Consider the following 24,615-nt stretch of genomic DNA (forward strand, 5'->3'; position numbering starts at 1 on the left):
GCCTCATGCTCAAGAAACTGCAACACATCCCGCTGACCGGCGAGCTGCCGAGCCCGAAGGGCGTTGCGCTCGCAATCCTGGAGATGTGCCGCAAGGACGACACCACGATCACCGAGATCGCGCACATTGCGCAGACCGACCCGGCATTGGCGGGGCGGCTGATCCGCAATGCGAACGCGGCCAGCACCGGCGGCGGCCGGCCGATCGCCTCCGTCACCGACGCGATCATGCGCCTGGGCATGGGCACGGTGCGCAACCTGGCGATGGGCTTCTCGCTGATCGACCAGTACCACTCCGGTCCCTGCGCGGGATTCGACTACGAGCGCTTCTGGTCGCACTCGCTGCTGGTGGCGCTGGCGATGCAGGAATTCAGCCAGATGACGGGCGCGGGCGCGGCCGAGGAGCTGTTCGCCTGCGGCCTGCTTTCGCAGATCGGACGGCTTGCGCTGGCGACCCTCTATCCGCAGGAGTACGCCACGCTGCTGAAGGAGGCGGACGCGGCGGACAGGCTGGCCGAACTCGAGCACGAACGCCTGCACACCGACCATAACGAACTGACGGCGGCACTGCTGTCCGACTGGGGCCTGCCGCTGGCGCTGATCGAGCCCATCTACCATCACGACGCGCCAGACAAGGCCCCGTTCACGCCCGGCTCGCGCCCGCACCAGCTGACCCAGCTGTTCTACCTCGCCAAGCGCATCGGCGACCTGGGCATTTCGCCGGACCCCGAGCGCAACCGGCACACGGCCGACCTGCTGCTGCTGGGCGGGAAGATCGGCCTCGACGCCGACCAGTTCGGCGCCCGCATCGACGGCATCGTGGCCGCCTGGCACGAATGGGGCGAACTGCTGAAGGTGCCGGCTTCGGCGCTGCCGAGCTTCAAGCAGATGTGCGCCGGCCAGGCCCCGCGCCCGGAGGACAGCAACAGCCCGGCCGCGCTGCGCGTGCTGCTGGTGGATGACGATGCCACGATGCGCTGCATGCTCGAAGGCGTGCTGGGCGATTCGCTCGGCCACACCGTGCAATCGGCAAGCGGCGGCGAGGAGGCCCTGGCGATGGCGCTGCAGTTCATGCCGCAGATCGTCATCACCGACTGGCTGATGCCCGGGATGAGCGGCATCGAGCTGTGCCGTGCCCTGCGCGCCACCGAATGGGGCCAGACGATCTACATCATCATGCTGACCGGCATCGACACCCGCGAGGAGGTCACCGAGGCCTTCGAGGCCGGTGTGGACGATTTCCTCACCAAGCCGGTCGACCTGCGCTCCCTGCGCGCCCGCCTGCGTGCCGCCTGGCACTACGTGCAACTGCTCGAGGCCTGGGAGAAGGACCGCGCACAACTGCGCCAGTTTGCCGCCGAGCTTGCGATCAGCAACCGTCGCCTGTCGCATGCGGCAATGACCGACCAGCTCACCGGCCTGCCCAACCGCCGCGCCGGCATGAGCGAGCTAGACAAGGCGTGGAGTGCAAGCGGACGCTCGGCGCAGCCGATGGCGGCGCTGGTCATCGACGTCGACCATTTCAAGCGCATCAACGACAGCTACGGCCATGCCGTGGGCGACCAGGTGCTGCGCGAGGTGGCGCAGACCCTACAGCATTCGGCGCGCCGCGACGACGTCGTCTGCCGCCTCGGCGGCGAAGAATTCCTGATGGTGTGCAACAACACCGACCTGCGCGCCGCGCTCGGCGCCGGCGAACGTCTGCGCAAGCTGGTGGAGGTGCTCGCGATCAAGGTCGGCGGGCACGAGATCCAGCTCTCGATCAGCGTCGGCATCGCCGCCCGCGACGCCTCGATGAAGGACGCGGACGAGCTGGTCAATGCCGCGGACCGGGCGCTCTACCGTGCCAAGGAAAGCGGCCGCAACCGCAGCTGCATCAGCCTGAAGGGACAGCTGCGCTGCGGCCCCTGGCAGGCGGGCTGAGCGGCTTCAGCGCCGGCTGCTGCCACCGAGCAGCGAACCCAGGATGCCGCGCACGATCTGACGGCCGATGCTGCTGCCGATCGTGCGCGTCACCGTCTTGGCCGCGATCTGCACCAGCCCGTCACGCTGGCCGCCACGCGGGCCGGTGGATCCGAACAGGATTTCGTTGAGCCCGCCGCCCTGACCGGCCTTCGCGGATTCGGCGGCCTGCGACCCGGCGCGTGCCGCCGCACCCTCCGCCTGGGCACGCAGCATCTCATAGGCCGACTCGCGGTCGACCACCTTCTCGTAGTGGCCATAGATGACCGAGCCGGCGATCGCTGCCCTTCGTTCGGCCTCGGTCAGCGGGCCGAGGCGCGAATCGGGCGCGATGACGAAGCAGCGCTCGGTGACCTGCGGCCGGCCCTTCTCGTCGAGGAAGGAGATCAGCGCCTCGCCCACGCCCAGTTCGGTGATCGCCGCCACCGCATCGAAGGCCGGGTTCGGGCGCATGGTGTCGGCCGCGGTCTTGACCGCCTTCTGGTCGCGCGGCGTGAACGCGCGCAGCGCGTGCTGCACGCGGTTGCCGAGCTGGCCGAGCACCGTCTCGGGCACGTCGAGCGGGTTCTGGGTGACGAAATACACGCCGACGCCCTTGGAGCGGATCAGGCGCACCACCTGCTCGATCTTCTCGACCAGCGCCTTGGGCGCATCGTTGAACAGCAGGTGGGCCTCGTCGAAGAAGAACACCAGCTTGGGCTTGTCGGGGTCACCGACCTCGGGCAACTGCTCGAACAGCTCGGACAGCATCCACAGCAGGAAGGTGGAGTAGAGCTTGGGCGAGTGGAAGAGCTTGTCGGCCGCCAGTACGTTGATCACGCCGCGGCCGTCGGCGTCGGTCTGCATCAGGTCGGCAATGTCGAGCATCGGCTCGCCGAAGAACACGTCGCCGCCCTGCTCTTCCAGCGCCAGCAGGTTGCGCTGGATGGCGCCGATGGACGCGGTGGAGATATTGCCGTACTCGGTGGTGAAGCTCTTCGCGTTCTCGCCCACGTACTGCACCATCGCGCGCAGGTCCTTGAGGTCGAGCAGCAGCATGCCGTTGTCGTCGGCGATCTTGAACACCAGCGTCAGCACACCGGTCTGGGTGTCGTTGAGGTTGAGCAGGCGTGCGATCAGCAGCGGCCCCATGTCGGAGATGGTCGCCCGCACCGGGTGACCCTGCTCGCCGAACACGTCCCAGAACACCGCAGTGTTGGCACGCGGCGTGAACTCGGTGATACCGATGGCGGCCAGGCGCTGCATCAGCTTGTCGGACTTGACGCCCGCGGCCCCGATGCCCGACAGGTCGCCCTTGATGTCGGCCACGAACACCGGCACGCCGATGGCTGCGAAGGACTCGGCGAGCTTTTGCAGGGTCACCGTCTTGCCCGTGCCGGTCGCCCCGGTGATCAGGCCGTGGCGGTTGGCCAGCCGCGGCAGCAGGTGGATCTCCTTGTCGGCGGTCTTGGCAATCAGCAGCGCTTCGGTCATCGCATCCCCCGGGGTGGTCGTATTGCGCCCGAGTGTATCAGGGCGCTCCGCAGCCCGCGATGCAGCTCGCGTAAGCCGATTCGCAATCGGCGCAGCGGCCTGCCGCGCAGCGCGCCTGGCAGCGGTAGAGCGGTGCGGCGCAGGCGCGCACGCAGGCATTCCAGCCCGGCTGGCCGGCCGCCGGTTCGCCATACAGCCCTCGGCCCGAACCGGACGGGCAGGCGTCGAGCGTGAAGCCGCGGCGCGGACCCGGCACCCACGCCCATTCGTCCTCCGCCAGCTTCAGATCGGCTTCGAGGGCGGGCTGGGCGCCCGCCGCGAGCAGGCCGGACCGGCGCAGACTGTCGGCGGCCGCGCAGTCCGCCCGCCGCGCCTGGTCGGCATCGAGTTCGCCAAGCGCCGGATAGCCGAGGTTGATGCGTGCGCAAGCCTGCGCGAAAAGGAAGCTGCGGGTCACCGGCAGCAGCCGCGGCAGCGCGGCCGGGTTGTAGCGGATCACGGCCCGCCCCGCCTCGATGCCGGTGGCGACCACCGCAGGCAGCTGGTCGTCGCTCAGGGCCGGCACTGCCGCCCCTCGCGCATCCACGCAGCCACCGTAGATCGGCTCGCCCGCATCCGTGGCGCATACGCCTCCCGCCAGCAGCGCAAGCGCCATCCCCACGATCCACATCGCTTTACGCATCGTCCCTCCCGTCGAAATCCCTTGTCATTATCGCGGTTCGGCCGCATGTTCCGCGTCCCGCGCAGGTGCAGCCGACCTTCCCCGGGTTGTATACTGCGCCACTTTCAACCGCTTACGGCAGTATCGAGGGTCATATGGCTGGTCATTCCAAGTGGGCCAATATTCAGCACCGCAAGGGGCGTCAGGACGAGAAGCGCGGCGCCGCGTTCTCCAAGCTGGCAAAGGAAATCACCGTCGCCGCCAAGATGGGCGGAGGTGACCCGGGCTTCAACCCTCGACTGCGCCTGGCGGTGGACAAGGCCAAGGGCGTGAACATGCCCAAGGACAAGATCGACAACGCGATCAAGAAAGGCACCGGCGAACTCGAGGGCGTGAGCTACGAAGAGATCCGCTACGAAGGCTACGGCATCGGCGGCTCGGCGGTGATGGTCGACTGCCTCACCGACAACAAGACCCGCACCGTGGCCGACGTGCGCCATGCCTTCTCGAAGTACGGCGGCAACATGGGCACCGACGGCTGCGTGGCCTACCAGTTCAAGCACTGTGGCCAGTTGCTGTTCGCCCCCGGCACGAGCGAGGATGCACTGATGGAAGCCGCCCTCGAGGCGGGCGCCGAGGATGTCGTCACCAACGAGGACGGCTCGATCGAAGTCATCACCGGCCCGTGGGAATTCACCACGGTGAAGGAAACGCTGGAGAAAGCCGGCTTCACCGCCGAGTTCGGCGAAGTGACGATGAAGCCGGAGAACGTCATCGAACTGGCCGGCGACGACGCGGTGCGCATGCAGAAGCTGCTCGACGCCCTCGAAGGCCTGGACGACGTGCAGGAAGTCTATACCTCGGCGGAGTTCGACGAGTAAGCTGTCGCCACTCGTTCCGCATCCCCCGCAAAGCGGCGCCCGGCGCCGCTTTTGCTTTTCCGGCCCCCTTACCGACATGACGACCGCCTCCCTGTTCCAGCGTGTCACGCCCCTGCTCTTCGTGCTGCTGTGGAGCACAGGCTTCATCGGTGCCAAGTTCGGCCTGCCCTATGCCGAGCCGCTGACCTTCCTGAGCACCCGCTACGTGCTGGTGATCGCACTGATGACGCTGCTGGCGCTGGCGATGCGCGCACCCTGGCCTGCCAGCCCGCGCGAGGCCTTCCACATCGGCGTCACCGGGCTGCTGGTGCATGCGCTGTACCTGGGCGGGGTGTTCATGTCCATCCATCGCGGGCTGCCGGCCGGCGTGTCGGCCCTGGTCGTGGGCATGCAGCCGCTGCTGACGGCTGCCGCCGCGGGCCTGTTGCTGGGCGAACGGGTATCGCGCTGGCAATGGCTGGGGCTGGCGATGGGCTTTGCCGGCGTCGGCCTGGTAGTGGGCAGCAAGGCCACGATCGACGCGGCAGCCCTCGCCGAGCTCGGCCACATGCTGGCGCCGGCGCTGGCCGCGCTGGTCGGCATCACCGCCGGCACGCTGTACCAGAAGCGCTTCTGCCCGCGCTTCGACCTGCGCACCGGCTCGGTGGTGCAGTTCGTGCCCTCGCTGGCGGTCACCGCGCTGCTCGCCAGCCAGACCGAGACGATGGAGATCGCCTGGGACGGCGAATTCGTGTTCGCCCTGCTGTGGCTGGTGCTGGTGCTGTCGCTGGGGGCCATCAGCCTGCTCAACCTGCTGATCCGCAGCGGCAGTGCGGTGAATGTCGCCAGCCTGTTCTACCTCACGCCGCCCACCACGGCGCTGATCGCGTGGGCGATGTTCGGCGAGACCCTGAGCGCGCTCGCGCTCGCCGGCATGGCCATCGCCGTGGCCGGAGTCTGGCTGGCACGCAAGGGCTAGAATGCACGCTCCACTTCACGGAGGGACCACCATGCTGATGACCACCACCGCCACGCTCGACGGCCGTCCCGTGCGCCAGTACCTCGGCGTCGTCAATGGCGAAGCCATCATCGGCGCCAACCTGTTCAAGGACATGTTCGCATCGATCCGCAACGTCGTCGGCGGCCGCGCCGGCAGCTACGAGCGCACGCTGGCCGACGCACGCCGCATCGCCATGGAGGAGATGCAGGAAGAGGCGAAGAAGCTCGGCGCCAACGCCGTGATCGGCATCGACGTCGACTACGAGGTGCTGGGCGCCGACAACGGCATGCTGATGGTGTGCGTCAGCGGTACTGCGGTGCAGGTTTGAGCACCGCCTCGCGCAACGTCGCCACGCGCATCCTCGGGCTGGACCCGGGGCTGCGCATCACCGGCTTCGGCCTGGTGGACCAGCTCGGCAGCCAGCTGCGCTACGTCGCCAGCGGTTGCATCAAGACCAGGGACGGCGAACTGCCCGGCCGCCTCAAGACCCTGCTCGATGGCGTGCGCGAGGTGATCGCCACCTACCAGCCCGACGTGGTCGCGGTGGAGAAGGTGTTCGTCAACGTCAACCCGCAGTCCACCCTGCTGCTGGGCCAGGCACGCGGCGCGGTGATCTGCGGCGCGGTGTCCTGCGACCTGCCGGTTGCCGAATACACCGCGCTGCAGGTCAAGCAGTCGGTGGTGGGCTATGGCAAGGCCGCCAAGGAGCAGGTGCAGCACATGGTGCAGCGCCTGCTGACGCTCGACGCCAGCCCCAGCCCCGACGCCGCCGATGCGCTGGCCTGCGCCATCTGCCATGCGCACGGCTCGCAAGGCCTGGGCGGCCTCGCCGGGGTCGGCACGCGACGCCGCGCTGGCCGCATCCTGGCCTGAAAAAATTCCGTTGCAGGTGTTGCGCTGCGGGAAAGTCATCGGTATCATTCGCGGCTCTTGATCGACGGTAACGGCGATCAGCCGCAAGGCACCGGGGGTATAGCTCAGTTGGTAGAGCAGTTGACTCTTAATCAATTGGTCCTAGGTTCGAGTCCTAGTGCCCCCACCAGATTAGATGAAAGGCCGATTCGCGAGGGTCGGCCTTTTTGCTCCCGAAGGTAGCAGGTTCGGGAGCAGGCAGGGGTCTGCCCATGTAGCTCAGTGGCAGAGCACTCCCTTGGTAAGGGAGAGGCCGGCAGTTCAATCCTGCCCATGGGCACCAAGCGGGCCCTGCCGACATACGGTTTCATGCGGGAATAGCTCAGTTGGTAGAGCGCAACCTTGCCAAGGTTGAGGTCGCGAGTTCGAGACTCGTTTCCCGCTCCAGTTTCACTGCTGTACGCCGCAAGGCATGCAGCCCCGGAGTGGTAGTTCAGTTGGTTAGAATACCGGCCTGTCACGCCGGGGGTCGCGGGTTCGAGCCCCGTCCACTCCGCCACGCATCGCAAGCAAAACGCCAATCCTTCGGGGTTGGCGTTTTGCTTTTGCGCGCCCGCCTGCGGCAGAAGCGATCCCCGGGCGTAAAAAAGCCAGCCGCGCGGGCTGGCCTTCCTGTCTTGCGGGCGAAACGATCAGGCTGCGGTCTTGAGCAGCGAGACGGTCGCCGTCGTGCCCTTGCTGACCGCGTCGAAGGTGGCCGCTGCAGCCTGGTCGACGTTGGCCTGGGCCACTTCGGACACCTGCCGCACCAGCTGGGTCGCGCCTTCGTAGGCGGACGAAGCATTGACCACGGCGGTCTTCAGCGCAGTGACGGCAAGATCCGAACCCATAGGCGCATTGCGGTTCAGGCCTTCGAGGGTCACGATCACGCCCTGCAGCCACTGCGACATGCCGGCCTCGACCAGCTTCAGCAGTTCAGCCTGGGTCTGGCTGGCGACGCTGCCGACCGTCTTGGCATAGGCGAAGCTCTTCTGCAGCGCCGGAGTGATGGTGCCGAGCTGCAGCTCGATCAGTGCCTTGGGGTCGCGCGCGGCGAGCAGGGCCTGGCTTAGCGCGATGCCGTCGTCGAGCAGGGCGCGCGTGGTGTTCAGGTTCAGGGCGGTCAGGTGCTCGGCGGCCGACATCAGGCTGTCGCCGGCGGCGGACAGGTCGGAGACGCGCGCTTCAGCGGTGGTCTTGAGGGAGGCGAGCATTTTCTCGGGCGAGGCGTTCATGGTGTACTCCTTTGCGTAGGTGACACCGAAGCAGTCCTGCGGTGTGGTTTTATGTTGCACTGCAACATGGATTTACGCAAGCGTTTTTTATGCGGGAATTTTCGAAACCATGACGCTGTCGGCGGATCAACTCGTACTTCTGGTAATGGCCTGGAGCGCGTACGCGGTACTGCATTCCGCGCTCGCATCGCTGACGGTCAAGCGCTGGGTCGCCGCGCGCTGGCCGCGCCGGGCGCATGGCTACCGGCTGGGCTTCAACCTGCTGGCGGTGCTGTTGCTGCTGCCCCCGCTGTGGCTGACCTTCGCCTGGCGCGGCTCCCTGCTGTGGAGCTGGGGTGGCGTGTGGGCCTGGGTGGCCAACGGGCTGGCGCTGGCGGCGGTGGCGGGCTTCCTGTGGTCGCTGCGCTACTACGACATGGCGGTGTTCAGCGGCAGCGCACAGTGGCGCAAGGCGCACCGCGCGGCCGAAGACCCCGGCCGCCTGCGGCTGTCGCCGCTGCATCGCTACGTCCGCCACCCCTGGTACAGCCTGGGCCTGGTGATCCTGTGGACGCGGAACATGGACGAGGCACGACTCGTGAGCACGCTGTGCATCACGCTGTACCTGTGGCTCGGTTCGCTGCTCGAGGAGCGCAAGCTGCTCGCCTTCCACGGCGAAGCCTACGCGGCGTACCGCCGACGCGTAGCCGGTCTGCTGCCCTGGCCAGGGCGCATCCTGGGCCGCGAGGAGGCACGCGACCTGGAGGCACGGACAGCGGATGCCGGAGCGACGCCGCCGCGGCCCCGCGACTGAAGCGCGCCTCAGTCGGCGGACACGTCGCCCGCGGCCGGTTCGCGCAGAGGCACCCCGGACCCTTCCTGGATGCGCGGCCGCGGCTCGATCTCCTGCGGCCAGGTCGTCCAGTCGGGGTCGGGCAGTTCGGCGAACACTCGCCGCAGGCTGGCACCCCACTGGCCGTGGATCATGTCGAAATAGGGGTTGTCCCAGTCGATGCTGACATGGCGGCTCACCTTGAGGCCATCGCGCTTGTAGATCAGCAGGTCGAGCGGCAGCCCGACCGACAGGTTGGAGCGGATCGTCGAATCCATCGAGATCAGCGCGCACTTGGCGGCCTCGTCGAGCGAGGTACGACTGCTGACCACGCGATCGAGGATCGGCTTGCCGTACTTGGACTCGCCGATCTGGAAATACGGCGTGTCGCTGGAGGCCTCGATGAAGTTGCCGGCGGCGTAGATGTTGAACAGCCTCGGCGGCTCGTCGGCGATCTGGCCACAGAGGATGAAGGAGGCGTTGAAGTCGACGCCGAACTGCTGCAGGGCCTCGGCATCGCGCTGGTGCACGCGGCGGATCGTGTCACCGACCAGGCGCGCGCACTCGAACAGCGTCGGCGCGTTCCACAGGCTCTGGCGGTCCTGCACCGCCGCATGCTCGCGCAGGATGTTGATGACCGACTGCGTGATGGCGAGATTGCCGGCGCTCATCAGCACCAGCACGCGGTCGCCGGGGCGCTCGAACACCGTCATCTTGCGGAAGGTGTTGATGTGGTCCACGCCCGCGTTTGTACGCGAGTCGGACAGACAGACGAGCCCCTCGTCGAGGCACATCGCAACGCAGTAGGTCATGCAGGCAATCCTGTCAGGTCATTGCTCGACGACGACGCCCGGCGGATCGGCGGGCGGCAGCGCCATGAAGCGTTCAGGCGGCGACCGGAACGAGAAAGTTGTCGCCGATGCGGTCCCCCAGGCGGTTGATGCGCTCGAGGAAACGCTCCAGCCACGGGTGCAGGCCGGTGTCGAAGATGTCGTCCATACGGCCATAGTGCAGGGTCGCGTGCAGTTCGCCCGCCTGGCGTGCGGCCTCGGCCGAATGCAGGTTGGCGATCTGGCCGAGGATGTCGTTGACCGCGTCCACGCAGGAATGAAGCGAACGCGGCATGGCATCGTTGAGGATCAGCAGCTCGGCGACCTTGTACGGCGTGATGACGTCGCGATAGACATGGCGGTAGGTCTCGAAGGCCGAAACCGAGCGCAGCAGCGCCCCCCACTGGTAGTAGTCAGTGGTGCTGGTCGGGCTTTCGTTCTGCGGCAGCAGGCTGTGGTACTTCACGTCGAGCAGGCGCGCGGTATTGTCGGCGCGCTCGAGGAAGGTGCCCAGGCGCACGAACTGGAAGGCGTCGTCGTGCAGCATGGTGCCGAAGGTGACGCCGCGCAGCAGGTGCGAGCGGAACTTCACCCACTCGAAGAACTCGCCCAGGTCGGTGGCCTGCAGCTTCTCCGGCGTCATGTCGCGGATCTCGAGCCAGGTGGCGTTGGTGGTTTCCCACATCTCCGCGGTGAGCGTGCCGCGCACCGCGTGCGCGTTCTCGCGCGCGGCGCGCAGGCAGTTCCACACGCTCGACAGGTTATTGCGGTCGAGTACGACGAACTCGATGACGTCGCGCGGCGTCAGCGGCCGCCCGGTGCGGGCGAAGGCCTCGGTCAGCTCGCTGATGGCGAGGATGGCCCCCCAGCCGTCGTCGTGGCTACCGTTGTTGCGCGGCAGCAGCGACATCCGGTAGGACACGTCCAGCATGCGCACGGTGTTCTCGGCACGCTCGGTGTAGCGTGCCATCCAGTACAGGTGGTCGGCGGTGCGGCTCAGCATGATGATTCTCCCGGCGTGATTCGATGCGCGATCGGATTCAATTGACGACCCAGGTGTCCTTGGTGCCCCCGCCCTGCGAGGAGTTGACCACCAGCGAGCCTTCCTTCATCGCCACGCGGGTCAGGCCGCCGGGCACCATGCGGATCTCCTTGCCCCCGGACAGCACGAAGGGGCGCAGGTCGATGTGGCGCGGTGCGATGCCGGCGTCGACGAAGGTCGGGCAGGTCGACAGGGACAGCGTGGGCTGGGCGATGTACTTCTCGGGCGCAGCGAGGATGCGCAGGCGGAAGTCCTCGATCTCGGCCCTGGTCGCGGCCGGGCCGACGAGCATGCCGTAGCCGCCGGCGCCATGAACTTCCTTCACCACCAGCTCGGGCAGGTGGGCCAGCGTGTAGGCCAGGTCGTCCGGCTCGCGCAGCATGTAGGTCGGCACGTTGTTGAGGATGGGTTCCTCGCCGAGGTAGAAGCGCACCATCTCCGGCACGTAGGGGTAGATCGACTTGTCGTCGGCCACGCCGGTGCCGACCGCATTGGCCAGCGTCACCCGCCCGGCGCGGTAGGCGGACATCAGGCCCGGTACGCCCAGCATCGAGTCGGGGCGGAACACCTCCGGGTCGAGGAAGTCGTCGTCGAGACGGCGGTAGATCACGTCGACCCGGCGCGGGCCCTGGGTGGTGCGCATGTAGACCGTGTCGTCCTTGACGAACAGGTCCTGCCCCTCGACCAGCTCGACGCCCATCTGCTGGGCGAGGAAGCTGTGCTCGAAATAGGCACTGTTGAAGGCACCCGGCGTCAGCACCACCGCCGTCGGGTCGAGCACGCCGGCGGGCGCGACCGCACGCAGGGTCTCGAGCAGCAGATCGGGGTAGTGCTCAACCGGCTGCACGTTGTAGCGCGAGAACAGGTCAGGAAAGAGCCGCATCATCATCTTGCGGTTCTCGAGCAGGTAGCTCACGCCCGAGGGCACGCGCAGGTTGTCCTCCAGCACGTAATACTCGCCCTTGCCGTCGGCGCCCGCGGCACGCACCAGGTCGATGCCGGCGATCATCGCGTACAGGCCGCCCGGCACCTCGACGCCCTTCATCTCGGGGCGGAACTGGGCGTTGTTCAGCACCTGGTCGGCCGGCAGGCGGCCGGCGCGCAGGATCTCCTGGCCGTGGTAGATGTCGGCGAGGAAGGCGTTGAGCGCCTTAACGCGCTGGCGCAGGCCGGCTTCCAGCGCCGTCCATTCGTCGCCCGGAATGATCCGGGGCAGCAGGTCGAACGGGATCAGGCGCTCCTTCCCCCCTTCGGCGCCATACACGTTGAAGGTGATGCCGACGCGGTGGAAGGCGACATCGGCTTCACTGCGCTTGCGCTCGATACGCTCGCGCGGCGTATCGGCCAGCCAGTCGGCGTACGCGAGGTAGTGCGGACGGACCGAGCCGTCAGGGGCGTGCATCTCATCGTAGGGTTTCGCGGCGGTCATCTTGCTGTCTGCGGTCATGATTGGGCTCCCTTCGGGGGCCATTCAGCAGAAAGCGTGCCAACCCCGCCAAGCACGCACGGATGCGGCTTCGCGACGAGATGCACGGCCGCAACCGCGGCGGGCACTGCGGTGGTGCGCACCACCACGGCATCCGATGCATCAATGTGGTGCGCGAATGTCGTCGCATGCGGCCTCCACCGGCATCACCGTCACCGCCACCTCCGCCGCATGCCCGGCCCCTCCGAGGATGACACCGCGCAGCGGACACACGTCACCATAGTCACGTCCCCAGGCCAGCGTGATGTGGCCATCCCCCGGCTGCATGTCGTTGGTCGGATCGAACTCCACCCAGCCCACGCCAGGACACCACACGCCCACCCAGGCGTGCGAGGCGTCGGCACCGACCAGCCGCGCCTGCCCCGGCGGCGGCTCGGTCAGCAGGTAGCCCGATACATAGCGCGCCGCCAGCCCGAGCGAACGCAGGCAGGCGATCATCAGCTGCGAGAAGTCCTGGCACACGCCGCGCCGCGCGGCGAAGACCTGGGCGACCGGCGTGGCGACGTCGGTCGCCGCAGGATCGAAGCGGAAGTCCGCGTGGATGCGCGCCGACAGCGCGGCGGCCGCCTCGAGCAGCGGACGCTCGGGCGTGAAGCACTGCAGGGCGTAGTCCGCGTAGCGCGCCGCCTCGGCACCGAGCGCCACGAAGGGCGAGGCGAAGCGGTACTGCCCGGCGTCGCGCGCCTCGGCCTGCAGCGGCGCATGGCCCGACAGGGCGTCGAGCAGGTAGTCGCGCGCCGCCTCCCACGGCAGGCTGGCGGCCGGGGCCGGCCAGTCCGGCGCCAGCACGCCAACGCGGCTTCGCGCCCGCACCGTCAACCGGTCGTGCGGGGCGTAAAGACTGAAGCAGCTCACCGGGTTGCCGAAGAAATCCGTCCGCTCGCGCCGCTGCGCCGGCGCCGGATCGATCTCCAGCACGTACGACACCAGCCGCTGGCGCAGGATTTCACGCGGCCGCAGGTGCGCGACCTGCTGCGACAGCAGCACCGGGCTGGTGTAGCGGTAGGTCGTGTCGTGAAGCAGCTCATAGAACTGCATCGCGTCGGCAGGCCGTTCAGCGGGAGGCCGTGGCATGGCTGCGCGCGTCCAGGTGGGTGAAGTAACGCTGCGAAATGGCGTCCGACAGCGCGTTGCCGGCAGACCAGATGCGCTGGAGCAGCCCGAAGACCGCGCCGCAGGCTGCGGCGTCGTGCGTCGCCTGGCCGTCGGCGGCAAGGCCGGCAAGGCAGTCGCAGTCCGTGACCGCGTCCAGCTCCCGCATCAGCGCCGCAAGGGGTTCGCCCAGCGCGGCGCCGTCGGGCAGGCGCGCCAGGTGGTCGATCAGTGAATCGAGCTGGTAACGCAGCGCGCGCGGATTGTCGCCGTCGAACATCACCAGTTCGGCCACCGGCCGCGGCGCCAGTCCGCGCGCATGGCGGCTGCGATAGCGGATCTCGCCGTCGGTCACGGCCAGCAGGGCCTCTAGGGCGCCGCGGTGCGGCACGGCCAGCAGCACCGCGAGCGCCGAGGCGAGGAACTGCAGGCGCTCGATGCGGCGGCCGATCGACAGGAAGCGCCAGCCGGCATCGCGCGGCATGCTCTCGATGACGAAACCCGACAGCGTCACCAACGACAGCAGCGATTCGTCGAGGCGGTGCATCGCCTCGCCCAGGCCGGGCGCCTCGGTCACCGGCGTCGCAAACCCCGCCAGGCGGTTGTAGATGCGCCAGCTGTCGGGAGACAGGCGGTCGCGCAGTTGCGAGGCCAGCCGCAGCACCATGCGCAGGTTGGTGACGACGCTGCCGCTGCGCGCGTCGTCGAACAGGGCGCACGCCAGCACCTGCGCGGCAGCGCTGCCTTCGACCCTTTCGGTCCCCTCGCCGCCCTCCGTATCCTCGCCTGCCCGCGGCAGCACGCCGCAGCGCCGGCACAGCTCGGCCAGCGCAGCCACCGTGGGCGAATCCGCCTGCGCACCTGCCTCGCCGGCGGCCGGCCCGACGTGATCGAGCACGGCCAGCCCGCCGAGGCGGCCCAGCGTCTCGCGCCCCAGGCGCGCTGCGCCGTCGGCACGCTCGCTGTAGCGCCCGAGCCAGAAGAAGCTTTCCGCCACGCGGCTGGCCAGCCCCGGCGCGGCGAGGCTGCGCTCGCGCAGCGCGATCTGCCCCGGCACCGCGGGGCGCCGACTTGGCCCCGTCGCTGCGGCCGGGCCGCTGAGCACCCACGCATCCTTGCTGCCGCCCCCGTGCTGCATGGACACCACACGCATGTCGGTCTCGGGCGCAACCCGCACCAGGCCGCCCGGCATCACGCGAAAACCGTCGGGGCCGACCGCCGCGAACACCCGCAGGCCGATGTTGCGCGCCACCAGGCCCGCGGCCGGTTCGTCCTCGGTCGCCAGCACCGGCGCCTGCGAAATGTTCACCATCTCCTGCGCGACGAATTCGAACGGGCGAGCGGCAATGCGCGCGGCAAGGGCGTCGAGCTCCGCCGCCGGCAGGTCGCGACAGAACAGCGGACCGGCGCCCACGGTCGGGTAGGCCGGCTTCACCACCAGTTCCCGCAGGTGCTTCAGCGTGTAGTCGCAGGCCGCCTTCTCGCCGCACCACCAGGTCGCGACCGAAGGCATCTTCAGCTTCTGGCCGAGCAGGTGTTCGGCCAGGCGCGGCAGGTAGCCCAGCAGCGCACCGGTCTCGAGGATGCCGCTGCCCAGCGCATTGGCGACCGCAACCTGCCCGGCACGCACCGCCGCCACCAGTCCGGCCACCCCCAGCGCCGAATCGTCGCGCAGCTCGAGCGGGTCGCACCAGATGTCGTCGACGCGGCGCAGGATGACATGCACCCGGCGCAGGCCCTCGAGCGTGCGCAGGAAGACCTTCTCGTCGCGCACCGTCAGGTCCTGCCCCTCGACCAGCGGAAAGCCCATCTCGCGCGCCAGGAAGGCGTGCTCGAAATAGGTTTCGTTGTAAGGGCCGGGCGTCAGTACGACGATCAGCGGGGCGTCGCCGTCCTCGGTCCTGCCCTCGCCGCCCTTCTCCTCTGCACCGGCCTCCGGGGCCAGCGTCGCCAGCCCGTCGCGGAAGGTCTCGAAGAAGGGCACCAGCGGCTGAACGCCGGCGGCGCGATACAGCTCGGGCAGCGCCCGCGCCACCACGCCGCGGTTCTCCAGCGCGTAGCCGGCGCCGGAAGGGGCCTGGGTGCGGTCGGCCACCACCCACCAGCGGCCATCCGGCGAGCGCGCCAGGTCCACCGCGTACAAGTGCAGGAACAGGTCGCGCGGGGGCTTCGCCCCCACCAGCGGACGCAGGAATCCGCTGTGGCCGTAGATCAGCGCCGGCGGAATCAGGCCCTGCTGCAACAGGCTCTGCTCGCCGTAGAGGTCAGCGAGGATGCGGTTGAACAGCGTCGCGCGCTGCAGCACCGCCGCCTCGATCTGTGCCCATTCCGCCGCCGGCAGGATGTAGGGCAGCAGATCGAGCTCCCACGGCCGTTCGAAGCCGCGCGGATCGGCATACACGTTGTAGGTGATGCCGTTCTCGTGGATCTGCCGGCGCAGGGCCGTGCGCCGCGCCGCGGTCTCGGCCGCCGGCATCGCGGCCAGGCCGTGGAAGAAATCGCGCCAGTGCGGACGCAGCACCACCACACTGCCGATGCGCTGGCACAGCTCGTCGTAGCGATCGGGCCGTGCAGCGTAGTCGGCGAGCAGCTGGGGCGGGCTGTGCGGCTGGACCTGCATGCTTCGTCAGCCCTGTCGACGCAGGTCGAGCGTGAACGGGAAGTCGGCGTTGCGCTCCGCCGCCGCCGGCGCGATCCGGCCCGGCGTATGGCCGGTGGTGGTGAAGCGCGCCAGGCGCCGGCCCTCGGCCTCGTACGGGTTCACCGGGTAGCTCTCGTAGTTGCGCCCGCCCGGATGCGCCACGTGGTACATGCAGCCGCCCATCGAGCGCTGCATCCAGCCATCGACCAGATCGAACACCAGCGGCACATGCACGCCGATGGTCGGATGCAGGCAGGACGGCGGCTGCCAGGCGCGGTAGCGCACGCCGGCGACGAACTCGCCGACCACGCCGGTCGGCTGCAGCGGCACGGCGCGGCCGTTGCAGCTCAGCACATGGCGGTCATCGTTCAGTCCCGACACCTTCACCTGCAGGCGCTCCACCGAGGAATCGACATAGCGTACCGTACCACCGGGCGCCCCCTCCTCGCCCATCACGTGCCAGGGCTCGAGCGCCATTCGCAGCTCGACCTGTACGCCGCGCGCGGCGAACTCGCCGTACTTCGGGAAGCGGAACTCGAAGTGCGGCGCGAACCAGTCGAACTCGATCGGATAGCCGGATTCGCGCAGCTCGGTGACGACGTCACGGAAGTCCTCCGCCACCCAGTGCGGCAGCAGGAAGCGGTCGTGCAGTTCGGTGCCCCAGCGCCGCAGACGGCCGGGCGCATAGGGCTGCTGCCAGAAGCGCGCGATCAGCGCGCGCAGCAGCAGTTGCTGGGCGAGGCTCATGCGCGCATGCGGCGGCATCTCGAAGGCGCGCAGCTCGAGCAGGCCGAGCCGCCCGGTGGCGCTGTCCGGGCTGTAGAGCTTGTCGATGCAGAACTCGGCGCGGTGGGTATTGCCGCTGGCGTCGATCAGCAGGTTGCGCAGCAGGCGGTCGATGAGCCAGGGCGGCACGGCCTTGCCGACCTCGGGGAACTGCTGGAAGGCGACCTCCAGTTCGTGCACCGAGTCGTGGCGCGCCTCGTCCACCCGCGGCGCCTGCGAGGTCGGGCCGATGAACAGCCCGGAGAACAGATAGGACAGGCTGGGGTGGTTGTGCCAGTAGCTCACCAGGCTGCGCAGCAGGTCAGGCCGGCGCAGGAAGGGCGAATCGGCCGGCGTGGCACCGCCGAGCACGAAGTGGTTGCCGCCGCCGGTGCCGGTGTGGCGGCCGTCGAGCATGAACTTCTCGGTCGACAGCCGCGACTGGTGGGCTTCCTCGTACAGGGTGGTGGTGCGCTCGACCAGTTCGTCCCAGCTTGCGGCAGGGTGGATGTTGACCTCGATCACGCCCGGATCGGGGGTGATGCGGAAGCTCGCCAGGCGCGGGTCGGACGGCGGCTCGTAGCCCTCCAGCACCACCGGCAGCTTGAACTCGACCGCGGTGTCCTCGATGGCAGTGACGATCTCGAGGTAGTCCTCCAGCGCCACCGTCGGCGGCATGAAGAGGTAGAGCAGGCCGCCGCGCGGTTCGGCACACAGCGCGCTGCGGGTGATCCAGGCGGCGGACTCGAAGGGCGCCGGGCGGCGCGCCGGGTCGACACGTTCGTCGCGGCTCGCCAGCGCGGCCTCGGCGGCACCGGGAAGCGGCATGGCGGCCTCGCCCTGCACGCCATGGAAGCCGGCATGCTCGGCCCGGCCGGGCGTCCAGCCGCCGCCGTGGGCGGTAAAGCCAAGGCCACTGTCGGCGCCGACGGTCACCCCGGTCGGCCGCAGTTGCTGGCGCAGTTCGGCGTGGGCGGGCAGCGCAGGGAAGGCCTGGTTGGGGTCGGCGGCATGGATCCACGGGAAGTCGCCCCTGCCCACCCAGGGCTGCGAATCCAGCGGCAGGCGGTAGCCGATCGGCGAATCGCCCGGGATCAGGTACAGGCGTTCGGCACGCAGGAACCACGGACCGCTCTGCCAGCGGCCGGCACCGCCGTGATTGCGCACGATCGGCAACACATGGCCGATGACCTGCTTCAGGCCCCGGTCGAAGACCTTGGTCAGGCGCGCGCGCTCGAGCGGATCGTCGACGCGCGAGTCGTGCGGGTCCACGTTGGTCGGCAGCCGGCGCTCGCGCCACAGGTAGTACCAGGCGTCCTCGAAGGCCGGCATCATCCACTGCGCATCCACGCCCAGGCGCTCGCCGACGCGGGCAAGGAAGCGCGCCGCCATGGCCTCGTCCACCGCGGTGTCCGAGAGTTCGCGCGCAAACAGCTCCGGATCGCGCCAGATCGGTTCGCCGTCACGGCGCCAGTAGCAGTTCAGCGACCAGCGCGGCAGCTGCTCACCGGGGTACCACTTGCCCTGGCCGAAATGCAGCAGGCCCTGCGGTGCATAGTGATCCTTGAGGCGGAACATCAGGTCCTCGGCCAGCGTACGCTTGCTCGGCTTGCTGGCATCCCGGTTCTGCGGGTCGAGCGCGTCGCTGTTCCAGGCCGCGCCGTCGCGGTCGTCAAGCGACACGAAGGTCGGCTCACCCCCTTGCGTGAGGCGTACGTCACTGGCCGTCAGGTCGCCGTCGATACGGTGGCCCAGGGCCTCGATCGCGGCCCACTGTTCGTCGGTGTAGGGCTTGGTGACGCGCGGCGCCTCCCACACCCGCTCGACCTTCATGATGTGCTCGAACTCGCACTCGCATTCGTCGGTGAAGCCGGTGATCGGCGCCGCCGACGAGGGCTCGGGCGTGCACGCCACCGGGATGTGGCCCTCGCCGGCAAAGAGGCCCGAGGTCGGGTCGAGGCCGACCCAGCCCGCACCGGGCAGGTAGACCTCGCACCAGGCGTGCAGGTCGGTGAAGTCCACCTCGGTGCCGGACGGCCCGTCGAGCGACTTCACGTCGGGGGTGAGCTGGATCAGGTAGCCGGACACGAAGCGTGCCGCCAGCCCGAGGTGGCGCAGCAGCTGCACCAGCAGCCAGGCCGAGTCACGGCAGGACCCGCTCGCCAGCGTCAGCGTCTCCTCCGGCGTCTGCACGCCGGGTTCGAGCCGCACCAGGTAGCGGATGTCCTGCTGCAGGCGCTGGTTGAGCCCGACCAGGAAATCGACGCTGGCCTTCGGCTCGCGCGGGATGGATTCGAGGTAGTCGAGGAACTTCGGTCCGAGCGCATCGGCCGGCGCCTTCAGGCGATAGGGCGCCAGCTCCACGCTCAGACCCTCGTCGTAGGCGAAGGGAATCTTCTCCGCCGCTGGCTCGAGGAAGAAGTCGAAGGGGTTGATGACCGACATCTCGGCCACCAGATCCACCTCGATGCGCAGTTCGGTCGCCTTGTCCGGAAACACCAGCCGCGCCAGGTAATTGGACTGCGGGTCCTGCTGCCAGTTGATGAAATGCCCGGAGGGCTCGACCTTCAGCGAGTAGGCATGGATCGGTGTGCGGCAATGCGGCGCCGGACGCAGGCGCACGACCTGCGGCGACAGGCTGACCGGGCGGTCGTAGCGGTAGTGGGTGACGTGGTTCAGCTTGACGTGGATGGACACGAAGGCCTCGCGATGCGCAGATGGGCAATGCCGTTCCGACAGCAAGAAGCGTGCGCGGACGGCGATGCGCCCCCACCCTCGCTGCGGGTCCGTGGACACCGGCTCCACCCCCGCCAGCGCGCACCAGCCCGGCGCATCACGCACCACCCCGGTGCGGCGTCGCCTCGCCGCACACATCAAGGAATGCCGCGCCGGGAACTGGCAGAATCGGGACAGCTCAGAAAACGGCTGGCCCGGAAACGACACGGGGCAGCTTCGCGAACCCAGCCGGCGCCGTCTGCCGACGTTCCATCCCGATGACCCGAACCGCGCCCGCCTCGCTGCCCCGCAACCTCGCCCTCGCCTACGCGCTGCTGATCGCCTACGCCTGCCTGCATCCGCTGACCGGCTGGCAGGCGAGCGGACTGCCGCTGTTCGACTACCTGCTCGCCCCCTGGCCGAAGTACTTCATCCTCGAGGACTTCATCTTCAACATCCTCGGCTACCTGCCCTTCGGCTTCCTCGCCGCCGCGGCGATGCCGGCCGGATGGCCCGCAGGGCGCGGCATCGTACTGGCCACCCTGCTCGCGGGCCTGCTCAGCCTCGGGCTCGAGACTGCGCAGAACCTGCTGCCCAGCCGCATCGCCAGCAACCTCGACCTGGGCGGCAACATCCTCGGCGCCCTGCTCGGCGCAATGCTGGGCGTGCGCTGGGGACAGGCGTGGTTCGGCGCACGCGGCATCTTTCACCGCTGGCGGACGGAATGGATCATCGGCGGACGCACCGGCGAAGCCGGGCTCATCCTGCTCGGGCTGTGGCTGCTCGGCCAGCTCAGCGCCACCGACCTGCTGTTTTCCAGCGGCGACCTGCGCAGCCTGCTGGGCATTGCCGCGCCGCTGCCCTTCCAGCCCGAACGCTTCATCGCCTTCGACACCGCGCTCACCGCGGCGTCGATCCTCGCCGTCGGGCTGTTCGCACGCTGCATGATGCGCGGGCGCAACCCGCTGCCGATCGTGCTGCTGCTGGCGCTGGGCGTCGGCGCCAAATCGCTGGCGACCGCCACCTTCTTCGAGCCCGGCGCGCCGCTGGCCTGGCTCACGCCGGGTGCCGAACGCGGCCTGGTGATCGGGGGCGCCGTGCTCACGCTGACGCTGCTGCTGCCACGCCTGCTGCAGCACGCGCTGGCGGGCACCGCGCTGCTGGCCGCGACGGCGCTGGTCAACCTGATGCCGGAGAACCCCTACCTGGCCTACAACCAGCGCCTGGCCCAGTTCAGCAACATCCTCAACTTCCACGGCCTGACCGAACTCGTCGACAGCCTGTGGCCCTTCGTCGCGCTGGCCTACCTGTCGGCGCTCGGCCTGTGGCGCGGCGAACACCTGACCGCCCGGGCGGGGCACAGCACACGCGGCCTATAATCCGTCCTCCCTTGGTGCGCCGACCGGTGCACCCGAACCGCTGCGAGACACCGAGACACCATGAGCTACTTCAAACACCACGTCTTCTTCTGCTGTAACCAGCGCGCCGCCGGCGAAACCTGCTGCAACGACCACCAGGCCAGCGAGCTGCAGACCTACGCCAAGGAGCGCACCGCCGCGCTCGGTCTGAAGGGCAAGGGCAGCGTGCGGGTGAACAAGGCCGGCTGCCTGGGCCGCTGCGACGAAGGCCCGGTGCTGGTCGTCTACCCGGACAACGTCTGGTACACCTACGTCGACAAGGAAGACATCGACGACATCATCGACAACCACCTGGTGCATGGCCGCGTCGTCGAGCGCCTGCGCCTGCCGGAGGACGCTGCATGAGCCGCCCGCTGCCCACCGAATCCGCCCTGCTGCGCGGCCCCGAAGGCCAGATCGAGGTGCTGATCGACACCCCGGAGACGGTGCGCGGCATTGCGCTGGTGTGCCATCCGCACCCCCTGTTCGGCGGCGCCAACACTAACAAGGTGGCGCACACGCTGGCGCGCAGCTTCCGCGACCTGGGCTTCGCCGCGCTCCGGCCGAACTTCCGCGGCGTGGGCAAGAGCGAAGGCACGCACGACGAAGGCGTCGGCGAAACCGAGGACATGCTGTCGGTGCTGAGCTGGGCGCAGTCGCGCTGGGGCAGCCTGCCGCTGGCGCTGGGCGGCTTCTCCTTCGGCAGCTACGTGCTGACGCGCGTCGCCAACCGCCTCGCCGACGGCATCGCGCCGCCGCGCCAGCTGATCCTGGTCGGCATGGCGGCCGGCGCGACCACCGGCAGCGGACGCCACTATGAGACGCCGACAGCGCCGGCCAACATCCCGACCCTGGTCATCCACGGCGAGAACGACGAGACCGTGGCGCTGGCCAACGTGCTCGACTGGGCACGGCCGCAGGAGCTGCCCGTCACCGTGGTGCCCGGCGCCGACCACTTCTTCCACGGCAAGCTGCACGTGATCCGCGATGTGATCGCGCGCAACGTCAGCCGTGCCGACACGGCCTGAGCGCGACGCTCAGTGCCTGAGGCGCGGCTCGCGCGCGACCAGCGCCTCGAGTTCGTGCGCGGCCTCATCCAGGGTGAAACCCTGGATGTGCGCGGTGAGCGGCGCGAGGGTCGCACCGAACAGGCCCTCCAGCGCTGCGCGGCAGCGGTCGAAAGCCTGCAGCGCCTCGATGTCGTCCTCGGCCAGCAGGCGGGCCAGCGTGGCGACCTGGACGCGCAGCGCGTCCCAGTCGATCGCCTCGACCGCCGACGGGGCAGCAAATGCGCCGGTCCGCGGCGCCGGCACGGCGGGCAGCCAGCGGCGTAGCGTTTCGTAGAGCATCTGCGGCTCGACCGGCTTGGGCAGGTGGGCGTTCATGCCGGCGGCCAGGCAGGCCTCGCGGTCTTCCTTGAAGATATTGGCGGTCATGCCGAGGATCGGCACGCTGCAAGCGCCTTCGGCACGCAGGCGGCGGGTCGCCTCGAGCCCGTCCATGACCGGCATCTGCACGTCCATCAGGATCAGGTCGTAGCCGCCGCGGCCGGCCATTTCGACCGCCTCCTGGCCGTTGCCGGCGCAATCGACCTCCAGGCCGGTGCGGCGCAGCAAGGCCAGCGCCACCTCGCGGTTGACCGCGTTGTCCTCGGCCAGCAGCACCCGCAGACCCTCGAAACGGCTCGATTCCGCGTCGTCCCGGCCTGCGCCGGGCCTGCGCCGGGCAGCGTCCGCACGACCGCCTCCCGCCAGCTCACCCACGGCTGCCAGCGGCACTTCGATCCAGAAGCAGCTCCCGACGCCGGGCGAGCTGCGCACGCCGATCTCACCGCCCATCAGGCGCGTCAGGCTGCGCGCGATCACCAGGCCAAGACCGGTGCCCTCGTGAGCCCGGGTAGTTGACGCATCGATCTGCTCGAAGGCCTGGAACAACCTTTCCTGCTGCTCGGGACGGATGCCGATGCCCGTGTCCTCGACCTCGAAACGCACCCACTGCGTCCCGTCGTCGTGCGGCACGGTGAGGCCGCGCAGCACGACGCGGCCTGCCTCGGTGAACTTGATCGCATTGCTGACGAACTTCTGCAGCACCTGACCGAGCCGCAAGGGGTCGCCGAGCAGGCGGCGCGGCAGGCGCTCGGTGTCGACCTCGAACGCGAGACGCTTGTGCGCCAAGAGGTCGCGCGCCTGCGCGGCGAGGTTGTCGATCACCGAATCGGGATCGAAATCCACCAGCTCGATGGACACCGCCCCGGCCTCGATGCGCGAAAAGTCGAGGATGTCGTTGATGATCGACAGCAACTGCATGGCCGTCGCGTGGATGGTGTCGAGCTGCGCGCGCTGCGCCTGCAGCGCCGGATCGCGGCGCAGCAGGTAGCTCAGGCCGATGATGGCGTTCATCGGCGTGCGGATCTCGTGGCTCATGTTGGCAAGGAAGGCGCTCTTGGCGCGGCTGGCCGATTCGGCCGCTGCCTTCGCCACGGTCAGCTCCGCGGTGCGCTCGCGCACCAGGTCCTCGAGTTCGTTCTGGTAGCGCAGCAGCTCGCGCCGCGCTTCCATGTGCTCGGTGATGTCGGTCCATACCGAGGACAGGTACTTGCGTCCGCCGATGTCGATGACCTTGATCGTGACCCACACATGGCGCACCGAACCATCCTTGCGCCGGCGCTGGTTCTCGAACGACGCCGAGCCGGTGACGAGGATGTCTCGCAGGCGCGTGTCCACTTCGTGCCTGGACCAGTTGGCCTGCACATCGTAGAGACTGAGGCGAGCGAACTCCTCGCGCGAGTAGCCCAGCGAGGCGCAGGCCGCGTCATTGAATTCGGCAAAATGCAGGGTCTCGACATCGACCAGCACGATGCCGCTGCTCGACTGGTCGACCAGCGAGCGGTAGATCTCCTCGCGCCGCGCGAGCGCCTGCGAAGCGACACGCCGGGCCCGGATGACGTCACGGAAGGCGAGCACCGCCTCCGCCACATCCTGCAGCAGGCCATGACCGTGGTGTAAACGCTCGAGCCGGTCGAGCACCGGCGCCTCGGTGTCGGCCCCGGCCAGCGCGCCGAGCGAGTCCGTGATCGTGGCCATTCGCCAGTTGAGCCAGAACGCGCCGAGCAACCACAGCCCGGCGACCAGCAGCATGCCGACGATGGTCAGCAGCGTGGCCTGCTCGACGTGATCCGTGAGGTTGTGCTCCAGCGCATGCAGGCCTTCCGCCGCGCTGCGCACCATTGCCGAGGACAGCAGCGCGCGATGATCGGCAAGTTCGGTGTGGAGCCGGTCAGCTTGGCGGATAAGATCCAGTACCCGCTCGGGCGCCGGCCGGGCATCCAGGGCCGGCACAAGAAAACGGCGATAGTCCTCGAAGCGAGCCTGTTCTTCGGCGAACTGGGCGGCGATGTGCGCCGGATGGCCCCGCTCGGCGGCGAAGGCAAGCAGACGCTGCATGTCGCGCAGTTCGCGCAACACCTCGGCACGCCGGATCGCTCGCGCCTCCTCGTCGACCGCCCCCTGTGCAACGTCGTGGATCAACTCCCTCGCCTTGCGGTGCAGGAACAAGACGCCGTGACTGAATTCGACCACATCATCGACCCCGCCCAGCGCCTCCATCTGCGCCGACTGGATCACGCGCTGCTTGCGCTGCAGGTCGTCGAGCGCGCCAATGTTGAGCGCAGCCGCGGCACCGAGCACCAGCATGACCGGCAGCAGCAGATAGACCAGCAGCGGTATGCGGCGACGGGGCCTCATGATGTCTCGCAC

General features: G+C 68.9%; 19 protein-coding genes and 4 tRNA genes. 13 read left to right on the forward strand and 10 right to left on the reverse strand.

The window, feature by feature from the left end; genetic code table 11:
• The first annotated feature begins 5 nt into the window (after positions 1-5).
• A complete protein-coding gene (locus CGK74_RS01020) occupies positions 6-1,922 on the forward strand; it encodes a sensor domain-containing diguanylate cyclase (RefSeq protein WP_094266634.1) in 1,917 nt (638 codons plus the stop codon).
• A gap of 6 nt (positions 1,923-1,928) precedes the next feature.
• Here the strand turns inward: CGK74_RS01020 and CGK74_RS01025 are convergent, their stop codons facing one another.
• Both CGK74_RS01025 and CGK74_RS01030 read right to left on the reverse strand, forming a co-directional pair.
• Entirely contained in the window at positions 1,929-3,434 is a 1,506-nt protein-coding gene (locus CGK74_RS01025) for a helicase HerA-like C-terminal domain-containing protein (RefSeq protein ID WP_094266636.1), read from the reverse strand.
• A gap of 37 nt (positions 3,435-3,471) precedes the next feature.
• Positions 3,472-4,116, reverse strand: a complete 645-nt coding sequence (locus tag CGK74_RS01030) for a hypothetical protein (RefSeq protein ID WP_133091748.1) — start codon at positions 4,114-4,116, stop codon at positions 3,472-3,474.
• A gap of 134 nt (positions 4,117-4,250) precedes the next feature.
• Here CGK74_RS01030 and CGK74_RS01035 point away from each other — a divergent pair, with 134 nt between their 5' ends.
• The 8 genes from CGK74_RS01035 (at position 4,251) to CGK74_RS01070 (ending at position 7,366) form a co-directional block, all read left to right on the forward strand.
• Positions 4,251-4,976, forward strand: coding sequence for a YebC/PmpR family DNA-binding transcriptional regulator (locus CGK74_RS01035; protein WP_094266640.1), 726 nt, complete (start codon positions 4,251-4,253; stop codon positions 4,974-4,976).
• A 76-nt stretch (positions 4,977-5,052) separates the two neighbouring features.
• On the forward strand, positions 5,053-5,934 hold the full coding sequence (locus CGK74_RS01040) for a DMT family transporter (protein ID WP_094266642.1): 882 nt from the start codon (positions 5,053-5,055) through the stop codon (positions 5,932-5,934).
• A gap of 31 nt (positions 5,935-5,965) precedes the next feature.
• Positions 5,966-6,283, forward strand: coding sequence for a heavy metal-binding domain-containing protein (locus CGK74_RS01045; protein WP_004293210.1), 318 nt, complete (start codon positions 5,966-5,968; stop codon positions 6,281-6,283).
• On the forward strand, positions 6,280-6,828 hold the full coding sequence (gene ruvC / locus CGK74_RS01050; RefSeq protein WP_094266644.1) for a crossover junction endodeoxyribonuclease RuvC: 549 nt from the start codon (positions 6,280-6,282) through the stop codon (positions 6,826-6,828). Before CGK74_RS01045 ends, ruvC begins: the two co-directional genes overlap by 4 nt.
• A 93-nt stretch (positions 6,829-6,921) precedes the next feature.
• A tRNA-Lys gene (locus CGK74_RS01055) sits at positions 6,922-6,997 on the forward strand.
• Between the two features lie 78 nt (positions 6,998-7,075).
• A tRNA-Thr gene (locus tag CGK74_RS01060) sits at positions 7,076-7,150 on the forward strand.
• 28 nt (positions 7,151-7,178) lie between these two features.
• Positions 7,179-7,254: transfer RNA gene (locus CGK74_RS01065), tRNA-Gly, on the forward strand.
• 35 nt (positions 7,255-7,289) lie between these two features.
• Positions 7,290-7,366 (forward strand) — tRNA-Asp (locus CGK74_RS01070).
• A 133-nt stretch (positions 7,367-7,499) separates the two neighbouring features.
• Here the strand turns inward: CGK74_RS01070 and CGK74_RS01075 are convergent.
• A complete protein-coding gene (locus CGK74_RS01075) occupies positions 7,500-8,081 on the reverse strand; it encodes a phasin family protein (RefSeq protein ID WP_094266646.1) in 582 nt (193 codons plus the stop codon).
• Between the two features lie 109 nt (positions 8,082-8,190).
• On the opposite strand from CGK74_RS01075, the gene CGK74_RS01080 reads away from it, so the two are divergent.
• On the forward strand, positions 8,191-8,874 hold the full coding sequence (locus tag CGK74_RS01080) for a methyltransferase family protein (RefSeq protein ID WP_094266648.1): 684 nt from the start codon (positions 8,191-8,193) through the stop codon (positions 8,872-8,874).
• A gap of 8 nt (positions 8,875-8,882) precedes the next feature.
• Here the strand turns inward: CGK74_RS01080 and CGK74_RS01085 are convergent, their stop codons facing one another.
• From CGK74_RS01085 to CGK74_RS01110, 6 genes are all read right to left on the reverse strand, one after another.
• Complete coding sequence (locus CGK74_RS01085; protein ID WP_094266650.1) at positions 8,883-9,704, reverse strand: proteasome-type protease; 822 nt, start codon at positions 9,702-9,704, stop codon at positions 8,883-8,885.
• A gap of 73 nt (positions 9,705-9,777) precedes the next feature.
• Positions 9,778-10,725, reverse strand: a complete 948-nt coding sequence (locus CGK74_RS01090; protein ID WP_094266652.1) for an alpha-E domain-containing protein — start codon at positions 10,723-10,725, stop codon at positions 9,778-9,780.
• Between the two features lie 37 nt (positions 10,726-10,762).
• Positions 10,763-12,193, reverse strand: a complete 1,431-nt coding sequence (locus tag CGK74_RS01095) for a circularly permuted type 2 ATP-grasp protein (RefSeq protein ID WP_094266746.1) — start codon at positions 12,191-12,193, stop codon at positions 10,763-10,765.
• Between the two features lie 159 nt (positions 12,194-12,352).
• Positions 12,353-13,288 carry a transglutaminase family protein gene (locus tag CGK74_RS01100; protein ID WP_094266654.1) on the reverse strand — a complete coding sequence of 312 codons (936 nt, stop codon included), beginning with the start codon at positions 13,286-13,288 and terminating at the stop codon, positions 12,353-12,355.
• A gap of 16 nt (positions 13,289-13,304) precedes the next feature.
• Entirely contained in the window at positions 13,305-15,962 is a 2,658-nt protein-coding gene (locus CGK74_RS01105; protein WP_094266656.1) for a circularly permuted type 2 ATP-grasp protein, read from the reverse strand.
• Positions 15,963-15,968: 6 nt separating this feature from the next.
• Positions 15,969-19,445, reverse strand: coding sequence for a transglutaminase family protein (locus CGK74_RS01110; RefSeq protein WP_094266747.1), 3,477 nt, complete (start codon positions 19,443-19,445; stop codon positions 15,969-15,971).
• Positions 19,446-19,741: 296 nt separating this feature from the next.
• On the opposite strand from CGK74_RS01110, the gene CGK74_RS01115 reads away from it, so the two are divergent.
• Genes CGK74_RS01115 through CGK74_RS01125 form a run of 3 tightly spaced genes read left to right on the forward strand, consistent with a single transcriptional unit; the run spans position 19,742 to position 21,888 of the window.
• Positions 19,742-20,842 carry a VanZ family protein gene (locus CGK74_RS01115; protein WP_094266658.1) on the forward strand — a complete coding sequence of 367 codons (1,101 nt, stop codon included), beginning with the start codon at positions 19,742-19,744 and terminating at the stop codon, positions 20,840-20,842.
• Between the two features lie 60 nt (positions 20,843-20,902).
• Positions 20,903-21,226: a (2Fe-2S) ferredoxin domain-containing protein gene (locus tag CGK74_RS01120; protein WP_004292657.1), complete on the forward strand. Its 324-nt coding sequence runs from the start codon at positions 20,903-20,905 to the stop codon at positions 21,224-21,226.
• Positions 21,223-21,888 carry an alpha/beta hydrolase gene (locus tag CGK74_RS01125; protein ID WP_094266660.1) on the forward strand — a complete coding sequence of 222 codons (666 nt, stop codon included), beginning with the start codon at positions 21,223-21,225 and terminating at the stop codon, positions 21,886-21,888. The genes CGK74_RS01120 and CGK74_RS01125 overlap by 4 nt, the downstream gene beginning before the upstream one ends.
• A gap of 9 nt (positions 21,889-21,897) precedes the next feature.
• Here the strand turns inward: CGK74_RS01125 and CGK74_RS01130 are convergent, their stop codons facing one another.
• Complete coding sequence (locus CGK74_RS01130) at positions 21,898-24,603, reverse strand: PAS domain-containing hybrid sensor histidine kinase/response regulator (RefSeq protein ID WP_094266662.1); 2,706 nt, start codon at positions 24,601-24,603, stop codon at positions 21,898-21,900.
• Between the last annotated feature and the right edge of the window lie 12 nt (positions 24,604-24,615).

Origin of the sequence: Thauera propionica, assembly GCF_002245655.1 — a bacterium.
GTDB lineage: Bacteria > Pseudomonadota > Gammaproteobacteria > Burkholderiales > Rhodocyclaceae > Thauera > Thauera propionica.